Annotated in this window: 22 protein-coding genes and 1 pseudogene; 13 read left to right on the top strand and 10 right to left on the bottom strand. The window is 70.5% G+C overall.

The genetic code is table 11. The features are described from left to right. The first annotated feature begins 1 nt into the window (after nt 1). The 4 genes from ilvN to serA all read left to right on the top strand — a co-directional run bounded on the left by ilvN (nt 2) and on the right by serA (nt 4,616). Complete coding sequence (gene ilvN, locus OWR29_RS20580) at nt 2-517, top strand: acetolactate synthase small subunit (RefSeq protein ID WP_030436185.1); 516 nt, start codon at nt 2-4, stop codon at nt 515-517. A 13-nt stretch (nt 518-530) separates the two neighbouring features. Continuing rightward, a complete protein-coding gene (gene ilvC, locus OWR29_RS20575) occupies nt 531-1,544 on the top strand; it encodes a ketol-acid reductoisomerase (protein WP_267564597.1) in 1,014 nt (337 codons plus the stop codon). 163 nt (nt 1,545-1,707) lie between these two features. Further along, entirely contained in the window at nt 1,708-2,943 is a 1,236-nt protein-coding gene (gene mpgS, locus OWR29_RS20570; RefSeq protein WP_267564596.1) for a mannosyl-3-phosphoglycerate synthase, read from the top strand. 71 nt (nt 2,944-3,014) lie between these two features. Beyond that, complete coding sequence (serA, locus tag OWR29_RS20565) at nt 3,015-4,616, top strand: phosphoglycerate dehydrogenase (RefSeq protein WP_267564595.1); 1,602 nt, start codon at nt 3,015-3,017, stop codon at nt 4,614-4,616. Here serA and OWR29_RS20560 read toward each other — a convergent pair. Then, entirely contained in the window at nt 4,603-4,938 is a 336-nt protein-coding gene (locus OWR29_RS20560; RefSeq protein WP_438872640.1) for a hypothetical protein, read from the bottom strand. The genes serA and OWR29_RS20560 overlap by 14 nt on opposite strands. 399 nt (nt 4,939-5,337) lie before the next feature. Here OWR29_RS20560 and OWR29_RS20555 point away from each other — a divergent pair, with 399 nt between their 5' ends. Together OWR29_RS20555 and OWR29_RS20550 are read left to right on the top strand one after the other, a co-directional pair. Beyond that, nucleotides 5,338-6,369, top strand: coding sequence for a 3-isopropylmalate dehydrogenase (locus tag OWR29_RS20555; protein ID WP_267564592.1), 1,032 nt, complete (start codon nt 5,338-5,340; stop codon nt 6,367-6,369). Nucleotides 6,370-6,497: 128 nt separating this feature from the next. Further along, nucleotides 6,498-7,595 (top strand): branched-chain amino acid aminotransferase, encoded by a 1,098-nt coding sequence (locus OWR29_RS20550; RefSeq protein ID WP_267564591.1) that lies wholly within the window; start codon nt 6,498-6,500, stop codon nt 7,593-7,595. Here the strand turns inward: OWR29_RS20550 and OWR29_RS20545 are convergent. Both OWR29_RS20545 and OWR29_RS20540 read right to left on the bottom strand, forming a co-directional pair. Next, nucleotides 7,592-7,936 (bottom strand): hypothetical protein, encoded by a 345-nt coding sequence (locus tag OWR29_RS20545; RefSeq protein ID WP_267564590.1) that lies wholly within the window; start codon nt 7,934-7,936, stop codon nt 7,592-7,594. The genes OWR29_RS20550 and OWR29_RS20545 overlap by 4 nt on opposite strands. 51 nt (nt 7,937-7,987) lie before the next feature. Further along, nucleotides 7,988-8,728, bottom strand: a complete 741-nt coding sequence (locus tag OWR29_RS20540) for a tyrosine-protein phosphatase (protein WP_267564589.1) — start codon at nt 8,726-8,728, stop codon at nt 7,988-7,990. 237 nt (nt 8,729-8,965) lie between these two features. On the opposite strand from OWR29_RS20540, the gene cimA reads away from it, so the two are divergent. Further along, nucleotides 8,966-10,537, top strand: a complete 1,572-nt coding sequence (gene cimA / locus OWR29_RS20535) for a citramalate synthase (RefSeq protein ID WP_267564588.1) — start codon at nt 8,966-8,968, stop codon at nt 10,535-10,537. Between the two features lie 64 nt (nt 10,538-10,601). Further along, nucleotides 10,602-10,985: a RidA family protein gene (locus tag OWR29_RS20530; protein ID WP_267564587.1), complete on the top strand. Its 384-nt coding sequence runs from the start codon at nt 10,602-10,604 to the stop codon at nt 10,983-10,985. Here OWR29_RS20530 and thrS read toward each other — a convergent pair. The 6 genes and pseudogenes from thrS to OWR29_RS20500 all read right to left on the bottom strand — a co-directional run bounded on the left by thrS (nt 10,963) and on the right by OWR29_RS20500 (nt 17,617). After that, complete coding sequence (thrS, locus tag OWR29_RS20525) at nt 10,963-12,135, bottom strand: threonine--tRNA ligase (RefSeq protein ID WP_267564586.1); 1,173 nt, start codon at nt 12,133-12,135, stop codon at nt 10,963-10,965. The genes OWR29_RS20530 and thrS overlap by 23 nt on opposite strands. Nucleotides 12,136-12,327: 192 nt before the next feature. Further along, a pseudogene (locus tag OWR29_RS20520) lies at nt 12,328-12,844 on the bottom strand (GNAT family N-acetyltransferase). Further along, nucleotides 12,841-13,854: an endonuclease/exonuclease/phosphatase family protein gene (locus OWR29_RS20515; protein ID WP_267564585.1), complete on the bottom strand. Its 1,014-nt coding sequence runs from the start codon at nt 13,852-13,854 to the stop codon at nt 12,841-12,843. The pseudogene OWR29_RS20520 and the gene OWR29_RS20515 overlap by 4 nt, the downstream one beginning before the upstream one ends. A 33-nt stretch (nt 13,855-13,887) precedes the next feature. Beyond that, nucleotides 13,888-14,898, bottom strand: coding sequence for an endonuclease/exonuclease/phosphatase family protein (locus OWR29_RS20510; protein ID WP_267564584.1), 1,011 nt, complete (start codon nt 14,896-14,898; stop codon nt 13,888-13,890). 53 nt (nt 14,899-14,951) lie between these two features. Beyond that, on the bottom strand, nt 14,952-16,298 hold the full coding sequence (locus OWR29_RS20505; RefSeq protein WP_267564581.1) for a M16 family metallopeptidase: 1,347 nt from the start codon (nt 16,296-16,298) through the stop codon (nt 14,952-14,954). Then, nucleotides 16,295-17,617 carry a M16 family metallopeptidase gene (locus OWR29_RS20500; protein WP_267564580.1) on the bottom strand — a complete coding sequence of 441 codons (1,323 nt, stop codon included), beginning with the start codon at nt 17,615-17,617 and terminating at the stop codon, nt 16,295-16,297. The genes OWR29_RS20505 and OWR29_RS20500 overlap by 4 nt, the downstream gene beginning before the upstream one ends. 38 nt (nt 17,618-17,655) lie before the next feature. Between OWR29_RS20500 and arfB the strand changes: the two genes are divergently transcribed. Both arfB and OWR29_RS20490 read left to right on the top strand, forming a co-directional pair. Then, nucleotides 17,656-18,084, top strand: a complete 429-nt coding sequence (gene arfB / locus OWR29_RS20495) for an alternative ribosome rescue aminoacyl-tRNA hydrolase ArfB (RefSeq protein WP_267564579.1) — start codon at nt 17,656-17,658, stop codon at nt 18,082-18,084. A gap of 2 nt (nt 18,085-18,086) precedes the next feature. Further along, nucleotides 18,087-18,860 (top strand): alpha/beta fold hydrolase, encoded by a 774-nt coding sequence (locus OWR29_RS20490; RefSeq protein WP_267564577.1) that lies wholly within the window; start codon nt 18,087-18,089, stop codon nt 18,858-18,860. Here OWR29_RS20490 and OWR29_RS20485 read toward each other — a convergent pair. Then, complete coding sequence (locus tag OWR29_RS20485) at nt 18,847-19,788, bottom strand: 3-methyladenine DNA glycosylase (protein WP_267564576.1); 942 nt, start codon at nt 19,786-19,788, stop codon at nt 18,847-18,849. The two genes, OWR29_RS20490 and OWR29_RS20485, sit on opposite strands and share 14 nt — an antisense overlap. 130 nt (nt 19,789-19,918) lie before the next feature. On the opposite strand from OWR29_RS20485, the gene OWR29_RS20480 reads away from it, so the two are divergent. Genes OWR29_RS20480 through OWR29_RS20470 form a run of 3 tightly spaced genes read left to right on the top strand, consistent with a single transcriptional unit; the run spans nt 19,919 to nt 21,977 of the window. Beyond that, nucleotides 19,919-20,845 (top strand): ABC transporter ATP-binding protein, encoded by a 927-nt coding sequence (locus OWR29_RS20480; protein WP_267565094.1) that lies wholly within the window; start codon nt 19,919-19,921, stop codon nt 20,843-20,845. Then, entirely contained in the window at nt 20,842-21,684 is an 843-nt protein-coding gene (locus OWR29_RS20475) for an ABC transporter permease (protein WP_438872627.1), read from the top strand. The genes OWR29_RS20480 and OWR29_RS20475 overlap by 4 nt, the downstream gene beginning before the upstream one ends. A gap of 32 nt (nt 21,685-21,716) precedes the next feature. After that, complete coding sequence (locus OWR29_RS20470; RefSeq protein WP_267565092.1) at nt 21,717-21,977, top strand: helix-turn-helix transcriptional regulator; 261 nt, start codon at nt 21,717-21,719, stop codon at nt 21,975-21,977. Nucleotides 21,978-22,031: the final 54 nt, after the last annotated feature.

Raw genomic sequence — 22,031 nt, 5'->3', positions numbered from 1 at the left:
CATGAACAAGCACACCTTGTCCGTGCTGGTCGAGAACAAGCCGGGTGTCCTCGCCCGGGTGTCGGGCCTGTTCTCGCGGCGCAGCTTCAACATCGATTCGCTGGCGGTGGGCGAGACGGAGAACCCGGACGTCTCCCGCATCACGATCGTGGTCAACGCCGACTCCTCACCCCTGGAGCAGGTGACCAAGCAGCTCAACAAGCTGGTGAACGTCCTCAAGATCGTCGAGCTGGACCCGCAGCAGTCGGTTCAGCGCGAGCTCCTGCTGGTCAAGGTGCGTGCCGATCGCGCGCAGCGCAGCCAGGTGCTCGAGACGGTCGAGCTGTTCCGGGCGAAGGTGATCGACGTCGCTCCGGACACCCTCACGATCGAGGCGACGGGTAACCCCGACAAACTTGATGCGCTGCTGCGCGACCTCGAGCCGTACGGCATCAAAGAGATGGTCCAGTCGGGCCTGGTGGCCATCGGCCGCGGTTCCCGCTCCATCACGACCGGCCCGGCGCTCCGCGCCGCCTAGTTAAAGGAAAGAAATGACCGCGGAAGTTTTCTACGACGACGACGCCGACCTGAGCATCATCCAGGGCAAGAAGGTCGCCGTGATCGGGTACGGCAGCCAGGGCCACGCGCACTCGCTGTCGCTGCGTGACTCGGGCGTCGAGGTGGTCGTGGGCCTCAAGGAGGGCTCGAAGAGCCGGGCCAAGGCCGAGGAGCAGGGCCTCGAGGTCAAGACCCCGGCCGAGGCGTCGGCCTGGGCCGACGTGATCATGCTGCTGGCGCCGGACACCGCGCAGCGCAAGATCTACACCGAGTCGATCGCGCCCAACCTGTCGGCGGGCAAGGCGCTCTTCTTCGGCCACGGCCTGAACATCCGGTTCGAGCTCATCAAGCCCCCGGCCGACGTGACCGTCGCCATGGTGGCGCCGAAGGGCCCGGGTCACCTGGTGCGCCGCCAGTACGTGGACGGCAAGGGCGTCCCGTGCCTGGTCGCGGTCGAGCAGGACCCGACCGGCGAGGGCCTCGCGCTGGCCCTCTCGTACGCGAAGGCGATCGGTGGCGCCCGGGCCGGCGTCATCAAGACGACCTTCAAGGAAGAGACCGAGACCGACCTGTTCGGCGAGCAGGCCGTGCTCTGCGGCGGCACCGCGGCGCTCGTGCAGACCGGCTTCGAGGTGCTCACCGAGGCCGGCTACGCCCCCGAGATCGCGTACTTCGAGTGCCTGCACGAGCTCAAGCTGATCGTCGACCTCATGTACGAGGGCGGCATCTCCCGCATGCGTTACAGCGTGTCGGACACGGCCGAGTTCGGCGACTACGTCAGCGGCCCGCGGGTCATCAACGCCGAGACCAAGGCCGAGATGAAGCGGATCCTGGCCGACATCCAGTCCGGCGAGTTCACCCGCCAGCTGATCGAGGACGACGACAACGGCGGCCCGCTGCTCAAGAAGTACCGCGAGCAGGGCGCCCAGCACCCGATCGAGGTCACCGGCCGCAAGCTGCGCGACATGATGAGCTGGGTCGACCGCCCGATCACTGAAACTGCCTGATTTATCCTCAGCCCGCTTTCCTGCTCCGAAATGGGGCCGGAAAGCGGGCTGAGTGCTATTTGGAAACATCGGCGTTACGTGCCATTTACCTGCGACGATTCCGACACTGAAATGTGTGCTGTTCGGACTCTTGAAGCCGGCCCGCGGCGGGTATCTTCGGGCGATGCGACTGGCTGATTCTTTCCGGAGCGAGCGCTTCGGTGCGGTTCGGATTCACGAGCTCCAGCGGGTCATCGAGCTGGACTCGGGGCTGTCGGCGGGGGCCGGCAGCCGGGTGGTGCCGGCCGAGGCACTGCACGCCGTCGAATCACAAATGGTCATTGTCGTTCCGTGCATGAATGAGACACGGACCGTCATCGAGGGTGTTCTCTCGGGAATTCCGCACGATTGCCTCATCGTTCTGGTCTCGAACAGCGACCGTGCCCCGGTCGACCGGTACGAGATCGAGGCGCAGACCGTCGAGCAGTTCTGCCGGCTGGCCGGTCGCTCCGCGATCACGGTCCACCAGAAAGACCCCGGGGTGGCCGCGGCCATGAAGGCGGCCGGCCTGCCCGAGCTGCTCGACGACGACGGCCTGATCCGCAACGGCAAGGGCGAGGCCATGCTGCTCGGCATGGCGCTGGCCGCGATGACCGGCCGCCGCTACATCGGCTACGTCGACGCCGACAACTACGTGCCCGGCTCGGTCCACGAGTACTGCAAGGTCTACGCGGCCGGGCTGCACCTGGCCGACTCGCCGTACTCGATGGTCCGCATCTCGTGGCACTCGAAGCCCAAGCTGCGCGACAACCGGCTCTTCTTCAGCCGCAAGGGCCGCAGCTCGCAGATCACCAACGAATGGCTCAACCGCTTCCTGGCGGAGTACTCCGACTTCGGCACCGAGGTGATCGCCACCGGCAACGCGGGCGAGCACGCCATGACCCTCGACCTCGGTCTCAAGCTGCGCCTGGCCGGTGGCTTCGCGGTCGAGCCGTACGAGTTCATGGACCTGTTCGAGCAGTTCGGCGGCGTCCTCGAGAGCACCGACCCCGAGGTGATGGCCAGCTCGGTGCCGGTGCTGCAGATCGAGACCCGCAACCCGCACTTCCACGACAACAAGGGCGAGGAACACGTGCAGGGCATGCGGATGCAGGCCCTCAACGTCCTGTACCACTCGCCGGTGACGCTGCCGGCCGTGCGGCAGGCGATCGTCGAGTTCATGGTCGAGCAGGGTGCGCTCGAGGTCGGTCAGGAACCGCCGCGCGAGCGGGTCTACCCGCCGGTCGGCACGCTCGACCTCGACCTGCTGTACGACGCGCTGGACGCCGAGGCGCTCAGCTTCCGCCAGCCCGACGGCCTGGCCCTGGCCGGTCAGCCGCCCGCGCCACCCATCAACCGGGCGACGATCCCAACACGCTGAGCTAGTGACGGCGCCTCCCGGGGCCATTTACGATCGCATCGATCTGTAGCGATCCCCCGGGAGGGTGCCGCGTGCCGTCTGTCGTCCTGATCGCCGAGGAACTAGCCCCGTCCGCCATCGACGTTCTCGCCGGCGACTACGACGTCCGCCAGGTCGACGGCACCGATCGCCCGGCCCTGCTGGCCGCGGTGGCCGGGGCCGACGCGCTGATCGTGCGCAGCGCCACCCAGGTCGACGCCGAAGTGCTCGCGGCCGGCGCCGGGCTGCGGGTGGTGGCCCGGGCCGGGGTGGGGCTGGACAACGTCGACATCGCCGCCGCGACCGCCCGTGGCGTCCTGGTGGTCAACGCGCCGACCAGCAACATCGTGTCGGCCGCCGAGCAGGCGATCGCGCTGCTGCTGGCGGTGGCCCGGCACACCGCGACGGCCACGGCCTCGCTCAAGGGCGGGCGATGGCAGCGGTCGCGGTTCGTCGGCGTCGAGGTGCAGGGCAAGACGGTCGGGGTGGTCGGGCTGGGCCGCATCGGCGTGCTGTTCGCGCAGCGGATGGCGGCCTTCGGCACGCGCCTGATCGCGTACGACCCGTACGTGCAGCCCGCTCGGGCCGCTCAATTGGGCGTACGCCTGGTCGGCCTGGACGAGTTGCTGCGGGAGTCCGATTTCATCTCGGTGCACCTTCCGCGTACGCCGGAAACGGTGGGTTTGATCGGCGAGAAGGAACTGGGGCTGGTCCGGCCGGGTGTGCGCATCGTCAACGCGGCCCGCGGCGGGCTGATCGACGAGGACGCGCTGGCCACCGCCTTGCTCGAGGGCCGGGTGGCCGGCGCCGGGCTGGACGTGTTCGTCACCGAGCCGACCACCGAGTCGCCCCTGTTCGGCCTGGACAACGTGGTGGTGACGCCGCACCTGGGCGCGTCGACGGCCGAGGCGCAGGACAAGGCCGGGCTCTCGGTGGCCCGCAGCGTCAAGCTCGCGCTGGACGGCGAATTCGTGCCGGACGCGGTCAACGTGCAGGCCGGCGGCGTGGTCGACGAGGACGTGCGCCCGCTGCTGACCCTGGCCGAGAAGCTGGGCAAGGTCTTCACCGCGGTGGCCGGGCACGTGGCGGCGACCGTCACAGTCGAGGTGCGGGGCGAGATCGTGTCGCACGAACTGGGCGTGCTGCGGCTGGCCGCGATGAAGGGGCTGTTCGCCGCCGTGGTGGACGAGCGGGTGACGTACGTCAATGCCCCTCAGCTGGCGGCCGACCGCGGGGTCGAGGTCGAACTGGTGACCAGCGACGAGCCCCTCGACCACGACCTGGTGACCGTGCGCGGGGCGCTGCCCGACGGCCGGTCGGTGAGCGTGGCCGGCACCCTGGCCGTGCACGGCACCCGCGAGACGGCCAAGCTGACCGGCCTCGACGACTTCGACCTCGACCTCAACGCCGACGGTGTGCTGCTGTTCTTCCGGTACAGCGACCGGCCCGGCATCGTCGGCGCGATCGGCACCCTGCTGGGCGAGGCCGGGGTCAACATCGCCGCCATGCAGGTGGCCCGGCGCGAGGCCGGCGGCGAGGCGCTGATGACGCTGACCGTCGACTCGTCGGTCGGCGCCGACCTGCTCACCACGGTGGCCGCCGCGATCGGCGCGGAGCGCGGCAGCATCGCCGATCTGCGGGTCAGCGGGCCCTGACCGGCGGCGGGTAGACCGTGCCGTCCTGCAGGTCGAGCAGGTCGAGGTTGAGCTCGGCGGCCAGCCGCTCGATCGTCTCCAGCACCTCGTCCGGGCAGTTCTCGTCGAGCCGCATCTGGATGTGGTCGGCCGCGGCGTGCAGCGGCGGGTGCGCCCAGGGCGAGCCGGGCGCCGAGGCGCGCGGGCCGCGATCGGGATACTCACTGGTCAGGGCGTCGTAGAAGGCGACGACGCGCGGATCGGCCGGGCGCTGCGGGTGCTCACCGCGCGCGCATCGCGCGTTGGCGGCCCGTACGGCGTCCGGCAGGTCCGGCTTGTCCATGGCCCACACCACGAGGTCGAAACTCACCGGCGCATGGTGCCATGTGAGCCGGAACATCCGCGCCGACACGCGGGGGATGTGTCTTGCGCGTCTTTAGTCCGCATCGCTAGCGTTGTGTCCGCCGCGCGACCCGCCGGCGGGCTCGTCTTCGGGTGATGCGCTCGCCTGCGCCGGGCGACATTGGCGAGGCCAATCCACGCGTACTCGTCGCAGCAACCCCCGAACCGTTTGCCGCGGTCGGGGGTTGTTCGTTTCCGCCGAGCCGAATCTGGCCTTCAGTCCGGTTTAGGGTGGCGGGCGGGATGGTTGGATGGGTTCAGTAGGTGGGACCGTCGTACCGAAGATCGGGACTTGCGCGCTAGCCTGAGGCCCGGCAGACCTCAACCGAAGGAGCAGGACGTGAGCGTGGCGCGGATCGCGGTGGTGGCCGGCGACGGCATCGGTACCGAGGTGACCGCTCAGGCTCAGAAGGTGATCGAGGCGGTCCTCCCGAATACGGAGTTCAACGACTACGACCTCGGCGCCCGCTTCTACAACCGCACCGGCGAGGTGCTGCCCTCGGCCATTCAGGAAGAGCTGGCCCGCCACGACGCCATCCTGCTCGGCGCCATCGGCGACCCGAGCGTCCCGCCCGGCGTCCTCGAGCGGGGCCTGCTGCTCAAGCTGCGGTTCGACTTCGACCAGTACGTGAACCTGCGCCCGTCCAAGCTCTGGCCCGGCACCACCAGCCCGCTGGCCGGCGTCAAGCCCGGCGAGATCGACATGGTCGTGGTGCGCGAGGGCGTCGAGGGCCTGTACGTCGGCGCCGGCGGGGTGCTGCACAAGGACACCCCGGCCGAGATCGCGACGGAAGAGAGCCTGAACACCCGCCACGGCGTCGAGCGGGTCATCCGCGACGCCTTCGGCCGGGCCCAGCGCCGCGACCGCCGTCACCTCACGATGGTGCACAAGACGAACGTGCTGACCAAGGCCGGCGGCCTGTGGGCGCGCACCTTCGCCGCCGTCGCGGCCGAATTCCCCGAGGTCACCACGGAATACCAGCACATTGACGCGGCCAGCATGTTCATGGTCAGCAACCCCCAGCGGTACGACGTGGTCGTGACCGACAACCTCTTCGGTGACATCCTCACCGACATCGCCGCTGCCGTTACCGGCGGCATCGGCATGGCGGCCAGCGGCTCCGTCAACCCGGAGCGCAAGTTCCCGTCGACGTTCGAGCCGGTGCACGGCTCGGCGCCCGACATCGCCGGTCAGGGCATCGCCGACCCGGCGGCCGCCATCCTCTCCGCTTCGCTGCTGCTCGAGCACCTGGGCCACCACGACGAGGCCCGCCGAGTATCCGAGGCGGTCGCGGCCGAGGTCGCGTCCCGCACGACGGGCGCGCCGCTGCGTACCGCCGAAGTCGGCGACCGCATCGCCGCCGCGCTGTAAACACAGCGTCGGGGGCCCCTCACCCGTTGCGGTCTGCAGTTTGAACGACCGTTCGGGTAGATTCAGGAAGCACTACGGGTGCTTCCGCATGCCTCCATTCTTCTTGTCAGAAAGCAGGTCCACTTGTCATGAGCGGTGGTGACAACCTCGAGTTCGAGATCCGTCCGAACCCGGCACCCGTGGGCGACGCCGAGCGCGCAGCCCTGCTGGTCAACCCCGGCTTCGGCCGCATCTTCACCGACCACATGGTCACGGTCCGCTACGCCGACGGCAAAGGCTGGTACGAGCCTCGCGTCGAGGCGCGGGCGCCCATCCCGATGGACCCGGCGTCGGCCGTGCTGCACTACGCGCAAGAGATCTTCGAGGGTCTGAAGGCCTACACGCTGCCCGACGGCGGCGTCGCCATGTTCCGGCCCGACGCCAACGCGGCCCGGTTCGCCCAGTCGGCCCAGCGCATGGCGATGCCCCAGCTGCCGGTCGAGACGTTCCTGCAGTCGCTGCACGAGCTCATCCGGATCGACCGGTCCTGGCTGCCGACCAGCGACGAGGGCAGCCTCTACCTGCGCCCGTTCGCCTACGCCAGCGAGGTCTTCCTGGGCGTGCGGCCCTCGATGGAATACCTCTACCTGGTCATCGCCTCGCCGGTCGGCCCGTACTTCTCCGGCGGCGTCAAGCCGGTCTCGGTGTGGGTGACCCCGGACTACACCCGGGCCGCGCCCGGCGGCACCGGCGCGGCCAAGTGCGGCGGCAACTACGCGGCCGGCCTGTCGGCCCAGGCCGAGGCGATCGAGAACGGCTGCGACCAGGTCGTCTACCTCGACGCGGTCGAGCGCAAGTACATCGACGAGCTCGGCGGCATGAACGTGTTCTTCGTGCTCGACGACGGCAGCCTGGTGACCCCGCCGCTGACCGGCACGATCCTGCCCGGCATCACCCGCGACTCGGTGATCAAGCTGGCCGGGCGGGCCGGCCGCAAGGTCGAGGAGCGTCCGGTCAGCCTGGCCGAGTGGCAGGAGGGCGCCAAGTCGGGCCGCATCCGCGAGGCCTTCGCCTGCGGCACGGCGGCCGTCATCACCCCGATCGGCCAGGTCAAGAGCGCGGGCGACGAGTTCGTCGTGGCCGACGGCGGCACCGGCGACGTCACGGCCGAGCTGCGCAAGCAGCTGGTCGACATCCAGCGCGGCCGGGCCGAGGACCCGTTCGGCTGGGTGCACCGCGTGCTCTAGGCCTGGCGGATAGCCCTCAGGAACTCGTCGATGTCCTGCTCGGCGAGCGAGGCGGCGGAGAGCCGCAGGGTCTTCTCGCCCACGGTCATCTCGATCGTGCGCGGCGCCGGGGTGCGACCCACCCACGAGCGCAGCGCCGTCATCATCTGGGTGAGCGCCTCGGCCGACCCGCCGAGCGATACCCGCAGGGCGGGCGACGGCGGCGCGGCCGTCACCGGTTCCACGGCGTCCACATCGAGCTGCAGCAGCTCCGAGCGGACGCCGTGGACCAGGTAGTCGAGCCGCTCTTCGTCGGCGCCGCGCTCAGCAATCCCGATCAGCATCTGCATGAGCTCCAGCATGCAGTCTGCATGGGTCTTTGCGGGCCCGGCTGACGGATGGCCGACTGGGGACTACTCCAGCAGGTGACCCCGCATGCTGTCGATCTCGGCGTCGCTCAGGCCGATCTCGCGGACGTAGTTCTCGATCGAGCCGTGCAGGGCGCGCAGGTCGTCCAGGAACATCAGCATGGCGGCGGGCGGCGAGTCCCACATGTGTTCCTTGCCGAGGACGGCCGACGGGTGCTTCTCGAGCAGGTAGTCGGTCAGCGGCGTCATGGCGTTGGTGGTCAGGGCGTAGTCGGCCGCGATGTCCTCGTCGGACACGCCGAGCAGGGCCAGGGTGAGCGCGCAGACCGTACCCGTGCGGTCCTTGCCGGCCATGCAGTGCACGATGACCGGCGCCTGACCGGGGTCGGCGATGATCCGCAGCGACGCCTCGATCGCCTCGCGCCCGTCCTCGGCGAAGTTGAGGTAGCGGTCGGCCAGCCAGCGCTCGTGCACCACGTCGTCTGAGCGGCCGACCTCGTCCCAGTCGACGTGCTGGAGCACCAGGTTCTGGTAGGCGAGGCCGTAGCGCTCGGCCACCCGGCCGTACCTCTCGATCTCGTGCGGACGGCGGAGGTCGATCACCGTACGCACGCCCAGGGCCTGGAAAGCGGAAGCGTCGGCCTCGCCGAGCCGGTGCAGCGCGTCGGCCCGGAAGAGCCGCCGCCAGCGAACCGTACGGCCGTCGAGACCGCTGTAGCCGCCGACGTCGCGGAAGTTGTAGGTCGCCGAGAAGCCGAGATTGCGGGGGTACTGTTCGACAGCCACGCAGCCAACGTAGCTGTGATCTTGCGGGAGGTGAAACCCGCTCGGGTGACCCTGTCCCATCTGGTGGATTTCCTGTCCCAGCAGTGCACACCCGTGGCATGCTTCGGAACGTGACCCACGCTGTGCTGATTATTCGCACCTAGCGCGCCGGCTGACTTCTTCGCCGACGCGCAGACCTCCCGCATCCGCGGGGGGTCTTTTTGTTGGTCACCCCAAAATCCTTGAAGGGAACGCGCCATGGAGTACCAGGTCTTCGACACCACGTTGCGCGACGGCGGGCAACGCGAGGGGATCAGCTACTCGGTCGCCGACAAGCTGGCGGTCGCGAAGCTGCTCGACGAGTTCGGCGTGGGCTTCATCGAAGGCGGCTGGCCCGGCGCGATGCCCAAGGACACCGAGTTCTTCGCCCGCGCCCGCACCGAGCTCGACCTGAAGAACGCGGTGCTGGTCGCCTTCGGCGCGACCCGCAAGGCGAACACCGAAGCGCAGAAAGATCCGCAGGTTCAGGCCCTGCTCGACGCCGAGACCCCGGTCGTCTGCGTGGTCGCCAAGAGCGACATCCGGCACGTCGAGCGGGCGCTGCGCACCACCGGCGACGAGAACCTGGCCATGGTCCGCGACACCGTCCAGCATCTGGTGGCCAACGGGCGCCGGGCGTTCGTGGACTGCGAGCACTTCTTCGACGGCTTCCGCCACGACCCGGCGTACACCGCGAGCGTGGTCAAGACGGCCATCGACGCCGGCGCCGAGCGGGTCGTCATGTGCGACACCAACGGCGGCATGCTCCCCTCGATGATCACCAAGGCGATCAACGAGGTCGTCGAGCGTACCGGCGTCCCGGCCGACCAGCTCGGCATCCACTGCCAGAACGACACCTCGTGCGCCGTGGCCAACACGGTCGCGGCCGTCGAGGCCGGGGTCAAGCACTTCCAGTGCACGGCCAACGGGTACGGCGAGCGCCCCGGCAACGCCGACCTGTTCGCCACCGTCAGCAACCTGCAACTCAAGCTCGGGCTGCCCGTCCTACCGGAAGGGTGCCTGGAGAAGGCGACGCGGGTGTCGACCGCGCTCGCCGAGATCGCCAACATCGCCCCCGACACCCACCAGGCCTACGTCGGGGCCGCTGCCTTCGCTCACAAGGCGGGGCTGCACGCGAGCGCGATCAAGGTGGATCCGCTGCTCTACAACCACGTCGACCCGTCGGTGGTGGGCAACGACATGCGGATCCTGGTGACCGAGATGGCCGGCCGGGCCAGCATCGAGCTCAAGAGCCGCGAGCTCGGGATCGACCTGGCCGGCCATCCGGACACGCTCAGCTCGGTCACCCAGCGGGTCAAGGACCTGGAGGCCGGCGGCTGGTCGTTCGAGGCCGCCGACGCGTCGTTCGAGCTGCTGGTGCGCGACGAGCTGCTGGGCGGCAAGCTGGCCCGCCCGTTCAGCCTGGAGTCGTACCGGGTGCAGGTCGAACACCGCGAGGACGGGGTGGTCGTGTCCGAGGCGACGGTCCGGGTCCGCGTACGCGGGGAAAGGGTGATCGCCACGGCTGAGGGCAACGGCCCGGTCAACGCGCTCGACGAGGCCCTGCGGGCCGCCCTGACCCAGCACTACCCGCAGCTCAAGAACTTCGAGCTGACCGACTTCAAGGTGCGCATCCTCGAGGGCAGCCACGGCACCAACGCGATCACCCGGGTGCTGCTCGAGACCGGCGACGGCGACCGCGACTGGACGACGGTCGGCGTCCACGAGAACATCGTCGAGGCGTCGTGGGTGGCGTTGGTCGACGCCCTCACCTACGGTCTTGCGGAGTGACCGACTGCACCGAAGCAAGCGGAGCGGGCGCAGGGCCAGGAGGGCACGACCGGGACGGCTCAGTGTGACCAGAATCTTCAGCGGCTCCACCTTCGAGGAGCAGATCGGGTACGCCCGGGCGGTGGTGGCCGGGGACCACGTGTACGTCTCCGGCACCACCGGCTTCGACTACTCGACGATGACCATTCCTTCCGGCGTCGTCGAGCAGGCCGAACAGGCTGTGCGCAACATCGAGGCGGCCCTGCGTGAGGCCGGCTGCACGCTGGCCGACGTCGTGCGGGTCCGCTATCTGCTGCCCGAGCGGGCCGACTTCGAGCCGTGCTGGCCGGTGCTGCGCCGGGCCTTCGGCGAGGTGCGGCCGGCCGCCACCATGATGGTGTGCGGCCTGGCCGACCCGCGGATGCGCATCGAGATCGAGGCCGACGCTAGGGTTTCGCCTCCTCGCTGAGCAGCGCGACGGCCGCCGCGATCGGCATCGGTTCCAGCCGGCGGCCGTCGCGATGCCGCAGGGCGACCAGGCCGTCCGGCGCCTCGCGGCGGCCGATCATTCCCGCGTACGGGATCTTGCGCTCGGCACTCGACCGGACGCGCGCCCCGATCGAACCGTCGCGCAGCACCTCGACCCGCAGCCCGGCCTCGATCGCCGCCCGGGCCAGCTCGTTCGCCGCCGGATCCTCCGCCTCTGCGACCGGCAGCACGGCGAGCTGGACCGGGGCGTACCAGAGCGGGAACGCACCCTCGTGCACCTCGATCAGATGCGCGAACAGCCGCTCCATCGACCCGACCAGGCTGCGGTGGATCATCACCGGGCGCGACCGGCCGCCCTCCGCGTTCGCGTACTCCAGGTCGAACGCCGCCGGCTGATGGTGGTCGACCTGGATGGTGGCCAGGGTCCACTCGCGCCCGGCCGGGTCGGCTATCTGCACGTCGATCTTCGGCCCGTAGAAGGCGGCCTCACCCGGCGCCTCGACGTAGTCGATGCCGTCCAACGCCTCCCGCAGCAACCGTTCCGCCTCCGGCCAGTCCCTCTTGTTGCTGCCACCCAGCGACAGTTGGTACGAGGACGGTTCGATGCCGAGCGCCCGGTGCGCCTCGCGCATGAGCCGCAGCACCTCGGCCACCTCGGCGGCGGCCTGCGACTCCGGGCTGAAGATGTGCGCGTCGTTGAGCTGCATGGCGCGTACGCGGGAAAGCCCACCCACCACGCCCGAGCGCTCGGCCCGATACATGCCGCCCAGCTCGCCCATCCGCAGCGGAAGGTCGCGGTACGAGCGTCCGCGGGACTTGTACATCAACGCGTGGTGCGGGCAGAGGCTGGGCCGCAGCACGAGCTCGTCCCCGCCCATCGGCATCGGCGGGAACATGTCCTCGGCGAAGCTGCGCCAGTGCCCCGACAACTCGTAGAGCTGCCGTTTACCCAGCGCCGGCGAGTACACGTGCTGGTACCCGTTGCGGCGTTCCAGGTCGTACAGATAGGACTCAACGGCGTGCCGGGCCGCGGCGCCGGCCGGCAGCCAGAACGGCAGTCCCGCGCCGATGAGCGGGTCGGAGTCGAAGAGGTCGAGCTCGCGCCCGAGTTTGCGGTGGTCGATGGCCATCGGAGGTCTCCTTGGGAAGGGGGCGAGACGTCCGGGCACGGCAAACGGCCCCGGGCATCCCGCCCGGGGCCGTTTCTGCGCTGTGGTCAGGTCAGCGCGAACGCACGCCGGGAAGGCCCGGCGTCGTCGTGCGCAGCTGACTGAAGCTCATGCCCCGATGCTAATCCGGCTCCGCGAAGCGCCGCACCGGATTTATTCGTCGGCCAGACGCTGGAAGAGCACATGGTCGCGCCACGCGCCGGCTATCCACAGGTAGCGAGGGGCCAAGCCGTACCGCTGGAACTTGTTGTTTTCGAGCACTCGCTGGGAGCCGGCGTTGTTGACCAGCGTGCCCGCCTCGACGCGGTGCAGCCTAATCGTCGAAGGCCAGCCGCACGATTCGCCCGACCGCCGCGGTGGCGACGCCGCGGCCGTTGGCGGACTGGGCGACCCAGTAGCCGAGCGTGCCCGACAAGAACGGGCCGCGGGCGATGTTGGTGAGCGCTATCCGCCCCACGATTCGCCCGTCCAGGAGGATCGCGTGGGGCAGCGCGGACCCCGCCGAGTGTTGCCGCAGCAGGTCGGCCAGTACGCGCCTCTGCCCCTCCTCGGTGAAGTACTCCTCGGAGCGGTCGGGATCCCAGGGGGCCAGAAACTCGCGGTTGGCCCTCAGCTGCGCGGCCATTTCGGCTGCGTCGTCGACCGTGAGCAGGCGGGTGGTGGCGGTCATCGGGCTGAGGGGACCGTGAGGACGGCGATGATCGCGCGGTGGTCGCTCTTCGGGATCGGGTGCACGCTGACCTCGCGTACGCCGATCCGCTGGTCCACCAGCACGTGGTCGATCGTCACGGGTGGGATCGGGTCGCCGTCGTACGGGCCCCAGGTGCCGATCAGGCCCTTGCCGGTGGCGTCGGCGGCGTCGCGGTAGCCGCGGGAGATCAGTTCGCGCAGCGGGGCGTGGTCGAGGGTGGCGTTGAAGTCGCCGAGCAGGATCCGCGGGATCTGGCTCTGGTCGGCGTGCGGCTCGGCCAGCAGGTCCTCGCGCCACTGGCCGAGGGCCGAGCGGGCGTACGGGGCCAGCGGGTGCGCCGATTCGACGATCACCGGCCCGGCTTCGGGCGCCTGGACCGTCGCGTACGCCTGCATGAAGCCCCCGCCGTTGCGCTGAGCGCCGGGCGACGTGATCGGGTAGCGCGAGTACAGCCCGGAGCCGTCCGCCTGCGGTTCGTCGGCCAGTGACGAGTACGGCAGGATCGCCCCCAGCCCGGCCGCGGCCAGCGCCTCTTTGCCTTCGGTGGTGAACTCTTGCACCGCCAGCACGTCGATGTCCCGCTCGCTGACCAGTTTGACGATCGTGGCCGCGTCGGCCCCGCCGAACAGCATGTTCGAGGTCATCACGTTGAGCTGGACGCCCAGCTTCAAGCCTTGGTCCCGGTTCGGGATGGCCCGGGGCAGCACGGCCGCGGCCAGCATGATCGCCACCACCACGGCCGCCGCGGCCACGGTCCAGCGGCGGGTGGCCAGCGCCACAATTGCCGGCACCCAGGCGGCCGCCGCGACATAGGGGGTGAAGGCCAACAACTGGACCAGAGGCCCGCGTTCCCAGCCGCCGAGGCGGATCACGGCCCACACCAGGAACGGCAGGATGAACAGCCAGAACAGCACGGTCAGCGCGGCCTTTCGTCGTCGTCGGGGGCGGCCGTCCTCGCGACCGGCGCTCGGCGCGCTGATGATCGTCATGGCGGCGAGGCTAGTCACCCCACGCCATACCAACTATGACGCGGGCGGCAGCGTGACTGTTGCGACAACTGCCCGGTGGTCGCTGCCGGAAACCCCGTGCACGCTGACATCGCGTACGCCGATGCGCTTGTCGGCCAGGACGTGGTCGAGCGTCACGGATGGAATGGGCAGACCGTCGTACGGGCCCCAGGTGCCGATCAGGCCCTTGCCGGTGGCGTCGGCGGCGTCGCGGTAGCCGTGCCCGATCAGGTCGCGCAGCGGCTGGTGGTCGAGCGTCGAGTTGAAGTCGCCGAGCAGCAGCTTGGGCACGCCGCCCTGGTCGGGGCGGGGCATTGATGCGAGGTCGGCGCGCCAGGCGTCCTCGGCGCGCAGCGCGTACGGCGCGAGCGGGTGGGCCGACTCGACGAAGATCGGGCCCGCGCCGGGCGGCTGGATGGTCGCGTACGCCTGCAAATTGCCGTCCTGCAGGCCGCCGCCGTCGCCGCGCCGCGATGCCTGCCCGGTCATCGGGAAGCGGGAGTAGAGCCCGGACCCGGTCGTGCCGATCTCGTCGGCCAGCGCGTGGTGGGGAAGCAGCGCGTCGATGCCGGCCGCCTGCAACCCGGCCGCCGACTCGGGTGTGAACTCTTGCACGGCCAGGATGGCAACGTCGTTCTCGCGGACCAGCCGTACCACGGCCGCCGGGTCGGCCGCGCCGATGAACATGTTGATCGTCATGACGGTCACCGGAACACCCGTCGCCGGTCCCTGGTCGCGGTCGGGCAGGGCGCGGGGCAGCACGGCGGCGGCGAACATCACGGTGGCCAGGGCGGCGACGGTGGCCACCAGCCACTTGCGGCTCAGCAGCGCGGCGAGCAGAGGGACGAAAGACCACATTGCGGCGTACGGCGTAAAAGCCACCAGCTGCACCAGGGGACCCTGTTCCCAGCCCAGCAGCCGGACCGCCGCCCATGCGAGGCCCGGCAGGGTCAGCAGCAGGAGAAGCGCGGTGCGCCTCACCCGCCGGCCCGGCCGGACCTCGGACGGCGTCGTGGTGATCGTCATGGCGGCAAAGCTATCGGTCCTACCTTGCCGCTCTCTGGGAAGATCGCCGTGATTCAGATCTCCGAGTCGACGACTTCACCGATCTTGGCTGCCACCAGCTCGTCCCGGATGACCGCGGCGTCACCCTCGACGACCAGCGTCAGCCCCTGGGAACGCAGGTGCGCGGCGGCCGCGGCCGACACCTCGGCCAGCGACGTCTCGAGGTATTGCCGGCGCAGGGTCGCGTAGTAGTCGTCGGGCAGGCCGTGGACGACCAGCGTGCTCAGCGCGCCCACGATCGAGCCCGGCGTCTGCATCTCGACCGAGAGCTGACCGGCCCGCCACGACCGGGCCACCGCCAGCTCGTCCTCGGTCACGCCGAACTCCTCGGTGCGGGCTATCTCGCCCAGCGTGTCGACGATCGCGGGCACCGTGACGGCGGTCTGCACCCCGGCCGCCACCTCGAAACGGCCGAAGCGCCGGCTCATCGCGTACGAGCCCCGGATGCCGTACGTGTAGCCCTTGACCTCGCGGATCAGGTGGTTCAGGCGGGACGTGAAGGCGCCGCCGAGCACCGTGGCGGCCAGCGTCATGGCCACGTAGTCGGGCGTGGCCCGCTCGGGCGCGCGGTGGCCGATGCGCAGCGTCGACTGCACCGAGCCGGGCCGGTCGACCAGGATGATCCGGCGTTCGGCCCGCACCGGCACGCCCAGCGGCGGCTCGGCGGCCAGCGGCTCGCCCCCGGTGCCGGCAAAGGCCGCCTCGCCCAGCGCGGCCAGGTCGAGCGTCTCCAGATCGCCCGCGACCAGCAGCACCCCCGGCCGGCGGAACCAGGCCTGGTGGAAGGCGAGCACGTCGTCGACCTCGACGGCGGCCACCGAGGCCGGATCGCCGTGCATCGGGCGGCCGAAGCGCTCGGCCGCGCCGAACAGGTCGGCCCGCAGGGCGGCGTCGGCCCTTGGGCCGGGCTGGGCCCAGTCCATGCGCAGCGCGGTCACCTCGTCGTCGCGCACCCGGTTGACGTCGGCCGGGTCGAGGCGCGGCGTGCGCGTCGCCTCGGCGGCCAGCCGGACCGCGTCGAGCAGCTGCGGGACGGGCGCGGAGACGCCGACGCGGAACGTGTCCCAGTCGACGCCCGGCGACAGCTCGGCGCCGAGACTTTCCAAGGCGATGGCGTACGCGGCGGAGTCGCGCTCGGCCGTGCCCTCCTCCAGCGACTTGGCCAGCACGGTGGCCGTGCCCTCGCGGCCGGCCGATTCCCGGGCGGCGCCCGCGTCGAGCAGCAGCATGGCGCTGGCCAGGGCCTGGCCGGGCAGGTGGGCGCCGATCACGGTGCCGCCGGCCACGGTCACCCGCTGCAGGTCGGGGAACGTGTACGGGCGGGCGTCGCCCGGATCGGGGCGGGTGGCGATGAGCGTCATGCGGATTCCCCGTTCGACTCGGGCAGGTAGGTGAGCGTGACCCGGGACTCGGGCTTGAGCGCGTACGCGGCGGCCTCGGTCACGTCGTCGGCGGTGACCGCGAGCCACTGCGGCAGGCGGTAGCCGGCGGCGGCCGCGTCGCCGAACTGGGTGGCGTAGCGGCTCAACGTGTCGGCCCGGCCGCCCACCGTGGACACCTGCCGCCACCACGCGGTGGTCAGCAGCGCCTTGGCCCGGGACAGCTCCTCAGGCGTGACCGGCTCGGTGACCAGGCTCGCGATCACCTCGGACAGGCCCTCCTCCAGCGTCTCGACCGAGACACCGTCCTTGGCCGTGGCCGTGATGATGAGCGGGGCCGGGGCGTGGGCCAGATCGACACCGTACGAGCCGATGTAGTCGGGCTGGGCGATCCGGGCGCCGTCGGCCAGGCGCTGGTAGAGCCGGCTGCCCCGGCCGTTGCCGAGCACGGCGGCCAGCACGGTGATCGCGTCGTAGCCGGCCGTGCCGAACTGGTGGGTGCGGTGCGACAGATAGAGCCGGGGCGCCGGCACGGCCGCGGTCACCGTCTCGCGGACCGGCGAGGTGGCCGGGCCGGGCAGGTGGGCGCTGGGCGCGGGCGGGATCGAGGCGACCGGCTCGAGCAGGCCGAAGTACTTCTCGGCGAGCGCGAACACCTCGGCCGGGGAAGCGTCGCCGGCGACGGTCAGTACGGCGTTGTTGGGCGCGTAGTACTGCTGGTGGAACGCCTTGAACGTCTCCAGGCTGGCCGCGTTCAAATCTTCCATCGAGCCGATGGTGGCGTGGTGGTACGGGTGGCCCTCGGGATAGAGCAGGGCGAGCAGCCGCAGCCAGGCGTCGCCGTAGGGCACGTTCTCGTACCGCTGGCGCCGTTCGTTCTTGACCACCTCGCGCTGGTTGTCCAGCGTCTCTTGGGTCAGCGCGGGAACGAGCCCGCCCATGCGGTCGGCCTCGAGCCAGAGCGCCAGCTCCAGGTGCTCGGCCGGCATGGTCTCGAAATAGTTGGTGCGGTCGGGGTTCGTGGTCGCGTTGAGCGAGCCGCCGTTGCCCTGAACCAGCCGCATGTGCTCGGTCTTGGCCACGTGCTGGGAACCCTCGAACATCAGGTGCTCGAAGAGGTGGGCGAAGCCTGTCTGCCCCACGGGTTCATGGCGTGAGCCGACGTCGTACCAGAGATTGACGCAGACCACCGGGGCGGTCCTGTCCTCACTGACCACGACCCGCAGGCCGTTGTCGAGGCGCGTGGTTTCGATGGGCCACGGATAGCCGGTCGCGACGACCGGCGCGCTGGGTGACGTCACCCACCCATAGTGCCTTGCGAGCGTGCCAGGATGGGGCCGTGGTGGAGGACATCCGAGTCAATGATCGGCTCATCATTCCGGCGGCCGAACTGGCGTGGCGGTTCTCCCGCTCCAGCGGGCCCGGCGGTCAAGGGGTGAACACCACCGATTCCCGCGTCGAACTGTCGTGGGACCTCACCGGTTCGGCCCTGCTGCCCACCATGCTCAAGGAACGGGCGGTCGAACGGCTGGGCCATCGGCTGGTGCACGGTGTGCTCACTGTCACCGCCTCCGAACACCGTTCCCAGCTGCGCAATCGCGAGGCCGCGGCCGCCCGCCTGGCCGGGCTGATCGCCTCGGCCATCGCCGCGCCGCCACGCGTACGCCGGGCCACCCGCCCGTCGAAGGGCTCGGTCGAACGCCGCATAGCCGAGAAGAAGCGCCGCGGCGAGACCAAGAAGAACCGTCGCTCCTACCCCAACGACTGACCGTGACCACGCTCGTCCGCAGCAGTCCCGCTGTCCTGAGCGGCGGCACCGGTCCGCTCGTCGTGCTGTTGCACGGCCTGGCCGGCAGCGCGGCCGAGATGGCGCCGCTGGCCCAATCGCTGATCGAGGCCGGTCATCGGGTGGTCGTCCCCGACCAGTGCGGCCACGGCTTCAACTCGGGCCGGGTCGAAGATCTGTCCCGTACGGCGTACGTCTCCGACGTGCTTGCCCTGATGGACGAGCCGGCGTGGCTGGTCGGGCAGTCCATGGGCGCGCACACCGCGATGCTGACCGCGGCGGCCGCGCCCGATCGGGTGCGCGGGCTCGTGATGATCGAGGGCGGCGTGGGCGGCTCGGCCGACTCCGGCCCTTCGGCCGGCGGCTACCCGGAGAAGCTGCGCGCCTATTTCGCCTCGTGGCCGGTGCCGTTCGCCGACGAGGCAGCGGCCCGCGCTTTCCTGGGGCCACGGGCGATCACCGAGGCCTGGGTCGCCGACCTCGACCACCGCGCCGACGGGCTCTGGCCGCGCTTCGACCCCGACGTGATGAAGGCCGCCATAGCCGAGGTCGCGGCCACCGCGCGCTGGACCGAGTGGGCGAGCCTGACAATGCCCACGCTGCTGATCCGCGGCGAGAACGGCACGATGCCGGACGCCGAGGTGGAGCGCATGGCGCCCGATCGCCTGGTGGTGGTGCCGGGTGCGGGCCACGACGTGCACCTGGACGCGCCTGAGGTGACGGCCCGGCTGGTGGTCGACTTCGTCAGCGGTGGTTGAACGGGGCCACGGCTTCGCGGTTGCGGGCGGCGTTCTCGGGGCCCAGCAGCTCTTCGCACACGCGGATCAGCCGGGCGCGCAGGCCGGCTGCGCGCCGGGCGAACTCGCGCTGACGGGCCACGTACTCGGCCTTGCCCTCAGGGGTTTCGATCTTGACCGGGGGATGGCCGTAGGAGCTGAGGTCGTACGGGCTGGCCTGCATGTCCAGCACGCGGATGTCGGTGGCCAGGGCGAAGCAGTCGAGGGCCAGGGCGCCGGGCACGGCCGCGCCCAGCTTGGTGGCCCACTTGTGCACGTCCATCGCGGCGTGCAGACAGCCCGGCTGGTCGAGGTCGACCTGGGTGGCCCGGGTCGGCTGCAGCCGGTTGAGCCCGACCGCCTCGGGCGTGAAGAAGCGGAACGCGTCGAAGTGGGTGCAGCGGATCGGGTGCTGCTCGACCACCCGGTCGGTTTCGGCCAGGCCGAGGCGCAGCGGCAGCGCGTGCCGGTGCTCGGGGTCGCGATAGACCATCGCCCACTCGTGCAGGCCGAAGCAGCCCGAGAACACCGGGCGCGACGCCGTGGCCGTGAGCAGCCCGTGGATGTAGCGCACGCTCTCGCCGCGGGCGTGCAGATAGGCATCCTGATCGAGCGCGACCACCCCGTCGGGATAGGTCATGTAGAACTTCCACGCCGACTGCTCGGCCAGACCGCCGGGCGCGGGGGCCAGCCCGGCCCCGACACCGGGGTGCCAGCGGCGCAGCACCGAGGGCCGGGTGCCGTAGTAGTCGTAGAGGAAATCTTCGATGGCGTGCTTCTCGCCGGTGGCGCGCCGGGCGCGGTGACCCGCGGTCATCTCGTCGGCCCGCTCGGCGTGCGCCCGGGCCAGAGGAATCCAGGTGACCGAGGGCAGCGTCGTGGTGAGCGCCCTCACCTGCTTGATCCCCATGGTCTCAGCGTATCCAGCCGAAGCGATCAACACGATCACCGTTAGGCGCGAATTGCTCGCATGCCGAATACATACTTAAGTATGTAGTACACCTACTACATCTCTTGCTAGCGTGCTCCACATGGGAGGAATGACTTTGACGGGGGCGCTCGAGGCGGGCCCGCAGGTGCCGCCGGCCGAGCGAGTCATCGATGTCCGCGATCTGCGGATGCGGTACGGGACGAAGGACGTCCTGACCGGTGTGAGCTTCGCCGCGCGGCGGGGTGAGGTGCTGGCGCTGCTGGGTCCCAACGGCGCCGGCAAGACGACCACGATCGAAATCCTCGAAGGCTTCCGCGTACGGTCGTCGGGCGAGGTGAATGTGCTCGGGGCCGACCCGGCGGGCGCCGGCGAGGCCTGGCGGGCCCGGCTCGGCGTGGTGCTGCAGTCCTGGCGCGACCACGGCAAGTGGCGGGTCCGCGAGCTGCTCGGCCACCTGGGCATGTACTACCGGCGTTACTCCACCGAGGCCAAGCCGCGGCCGTGGCCGGTCGACGACCTGCTCGACGTGGTCGGCCTGACCGCCGCGGCCGAGGTCCGCATCCATCGGCTCTCCGGCGGTCAGCGCCGCCGGCTCGACGTGGCGATCGGCATCGTGGGCCGGCCCGACGTGCTGTTCCTCGACGAGCCCACGGTCGGCTTCGACCCCGAGGCCCGGCGCGAGTTCCACGACCTGGTGCACCGGCTCACCGATGTGGACGACACCACCGTCCTGCTCACCACGCACGACCTCGACGAGGCCGAGAAGCTGGCCGACCGCATCCTGGTCCTCTCCGGCGGCCGCATCATCGCCGACGGCTCGGCCGACGAGTTGTCGCGCCGGGTGGCCGGCGAGAGCGAGATCCGCTGGACCCGCGACGGTCAGCGGTTCGTGCACTCCGCGGCCAACCCGACCCCGTTCGTCCGCGAGCTGCTGCTGCAGCACGGCGACGACGTGACCGAGCTCGAGGTGCGGCGCAACAGCCTCGAGGACACGTACATGCGCCTGGTCCACGACTTCGAGGGAGGCCGGAAGTGATCGAGACGCTGCGGGTCGGCTTCGCCCGGGGGCTCATCGAGTTCCGCCACACCCTCACCAACGCCCAAGACCTGTGGGGCTACTTCTTCCCGTCGTTCGGCCTGCTCATCACGCTCTTCTTCATGGGCGACGCCACCGTGCCGGGCACCGACTTCTCGCTCGGCGCCAGCACGTTGCCCAGCTCGCTCGGCATGCTGGTGGCCTTCGGCGGTCTGATCACCATCGCGCAGTACCTGATCGTCGACCGTGAGGACGGCACGCTGCTGCGGGCCAAGGCCACCCCGCACGGCATGAACGGCTACCTGATCGGCAAGGTGGTCTCGACCGGCGGCATGACGCTCGCCTCGCTGCTCATCGTCCTGGTGCCGGGCATCTTCCTGGTCGACGGCATCGAATTCGACGCCGGCGGCATCCTGACCCTGCTCTGGCTGCTTCCGCTCGCGGTCGTGGCCACGGTGCCGATCGGCGCCTCGATCGGCTCGTTCTTCGACAACCCGCGCAGCTTCGGCCTGATCATGCTGCCGCTGTTCGGCCTGGTCGCGATCTCGGGCATCTTCTATCCGATCGCCGCGATGCCGGGCTGGCTGCAGGCGATCGCCCAGATCTTCCCGATCTACTGGCTGGGGCTGGGCATGCGGTCGGCCTTCCTGCCCGGCGGGTTCGCCGCGGTCGAGCTGGGTGACTCGTGGCGCCACTTCGAGACGTTCGGCGTGCTCGCCGTGTGGGCGGTGGCCGGGCTGCTGCTGGCCCCGGTGCTGCTGCGGCGTATGGCGCGGCGCGAGTCCGGTTCGGCGGTGGCCGCGCGGCGGGAGCGGGCGCTGAACAGTATGGTCCGCTAGTGAGCAGTGAGGTCACCTTCAACCGCATCGCGATGCTGCGCGCGGAACGGGGCATCACTCGACGGCAGCTCGCCGACGCCCTGGGCGTCCACTACCAGACGGTGGGCTACCTGGAACGCGGCGAGTTCAGCCCGAGCCTGCACCTGGCCCTGCGGCTCAGCCGCTACTTCGAGGTCCCGGTCGAGGTGATCTTCTCGCTCGACCCATTTCCGCGGCTCGGCGCGCCGTCACCCTCCTCGAACGGCGCGTCCGGCCCGGCTCTCGGCTCCGGCTCCGGCTCCGGCTCCGCGTGACTCTGGTGACGGCCCGGCCCGTTCTGCCGGGGGCCCGGCGTAGATTTCTCGCCG

Source organism: Paractinoplanes pyxinae, assembly GCF_026626335.1.
Lineage (GTDB): Bacteria > Actinomycetota > Actinomycetes > Mycobacteriales > Micromonosporaceae > Actinoplanes > Actinoplanes pyxinae.
Note: the sequence above shows the minus strand (reverse complement) of the source record. Positions and strands in the feature narration are given on the sequence as shown.

Coding starts and splice junctions, on each gene's coding strand:
- OWR29_RS20485 (WP_267564576.1), bottom strand. CDS start 19,788: ATGGGGATCAAGCAGGTGAGGGCGCTCACCACGACGCTGCCCTCGGTC.
- OWR29_RS20545 (WP_267564590.1), bottom strand. CDS start 7,936: ATGCTGGAGCTCATGCAGATGCTGATCGGGATTGCTGAGCGCGGCGCC.
- OWR29_RS20480 (WP_267565094.1), top strand. CDS start 19,919: ATGACTTTGACGGGGGCGCTCGAGGCGGGCCCGCAGGTGCCGCCGGCC.
- OWR29_RS20560 (WP_438872640.1), bottom strand. CDS start 4,938: ATGGACAAGCCGGACCTGCCGGACGCCGTACGGGCCGCCAACGCGCGA.
- OWR29_RS20470 (WP_267565092.1), top strand. CDS start 21,717: ATGCTGCGCGCGGAACGGGGCATCACTCGACGGCAGCTCGCCGACGCC.
- OWR29_RS20510 (WP_267564584.1), bottom strand. CDS start 14,898: ATGACGATCACCACGACGCCGTCCGAGGTCCGGCCGGGCCGGCGGGTG.
- thrS (WP_267564586.1), bottom strand. CDS start 12,135: ATGGCCATCGACCACCGCAAACTCGGGCGCGAGCTCGACCTCTTCGAC.
- mpgS (WP_267564596.1), top strand. CDS start 1,708: ATGCGACTGGCTGATTCTTTCCGGAGCGAGCGCTTCGGTGCGGTTCGG.
- OWR29_RS20550 (WP_267564591.1), top strand. CDS start 6,498: ATGAGCGGTGGTGACAACCTCGAGTTCGAGATCCGTCCGAACCCGGCA.
- OWR29_RS20505 (WP_267564581.1), bottom strand. CDS start 16,298: ATGACGCTCATCGCCACCCGCCCCGATCCGGGCGACGCCCGCCCGTAC.
- ilvC (WP_267564597.1), top strand. CDS start 531: ATGACCGCGGAAGTTTTCTACGACGACGACGCCGACCTGAGCATCATC.
- OWR29_RS20515 (WP_267564585.1), bottom strand. CDS start 13,854: ATGACGATCATCAGCGCGCCGAGCGCCGGTCGCGAGGACGGCCGCCCC.
- ilvN (WP_030436185.1), top strand. CDS start 2: ATGAACAAGCACACCTTGTCCGTGCTGGTCGAGAACAAGCCGGGTGTC.
- cimA (WP_267564588.1), top strand. CDS start 8,966: ATGGAGTACCAGGTCTTCGACACCACGTTGCGCGACGGCGGGCAACGC.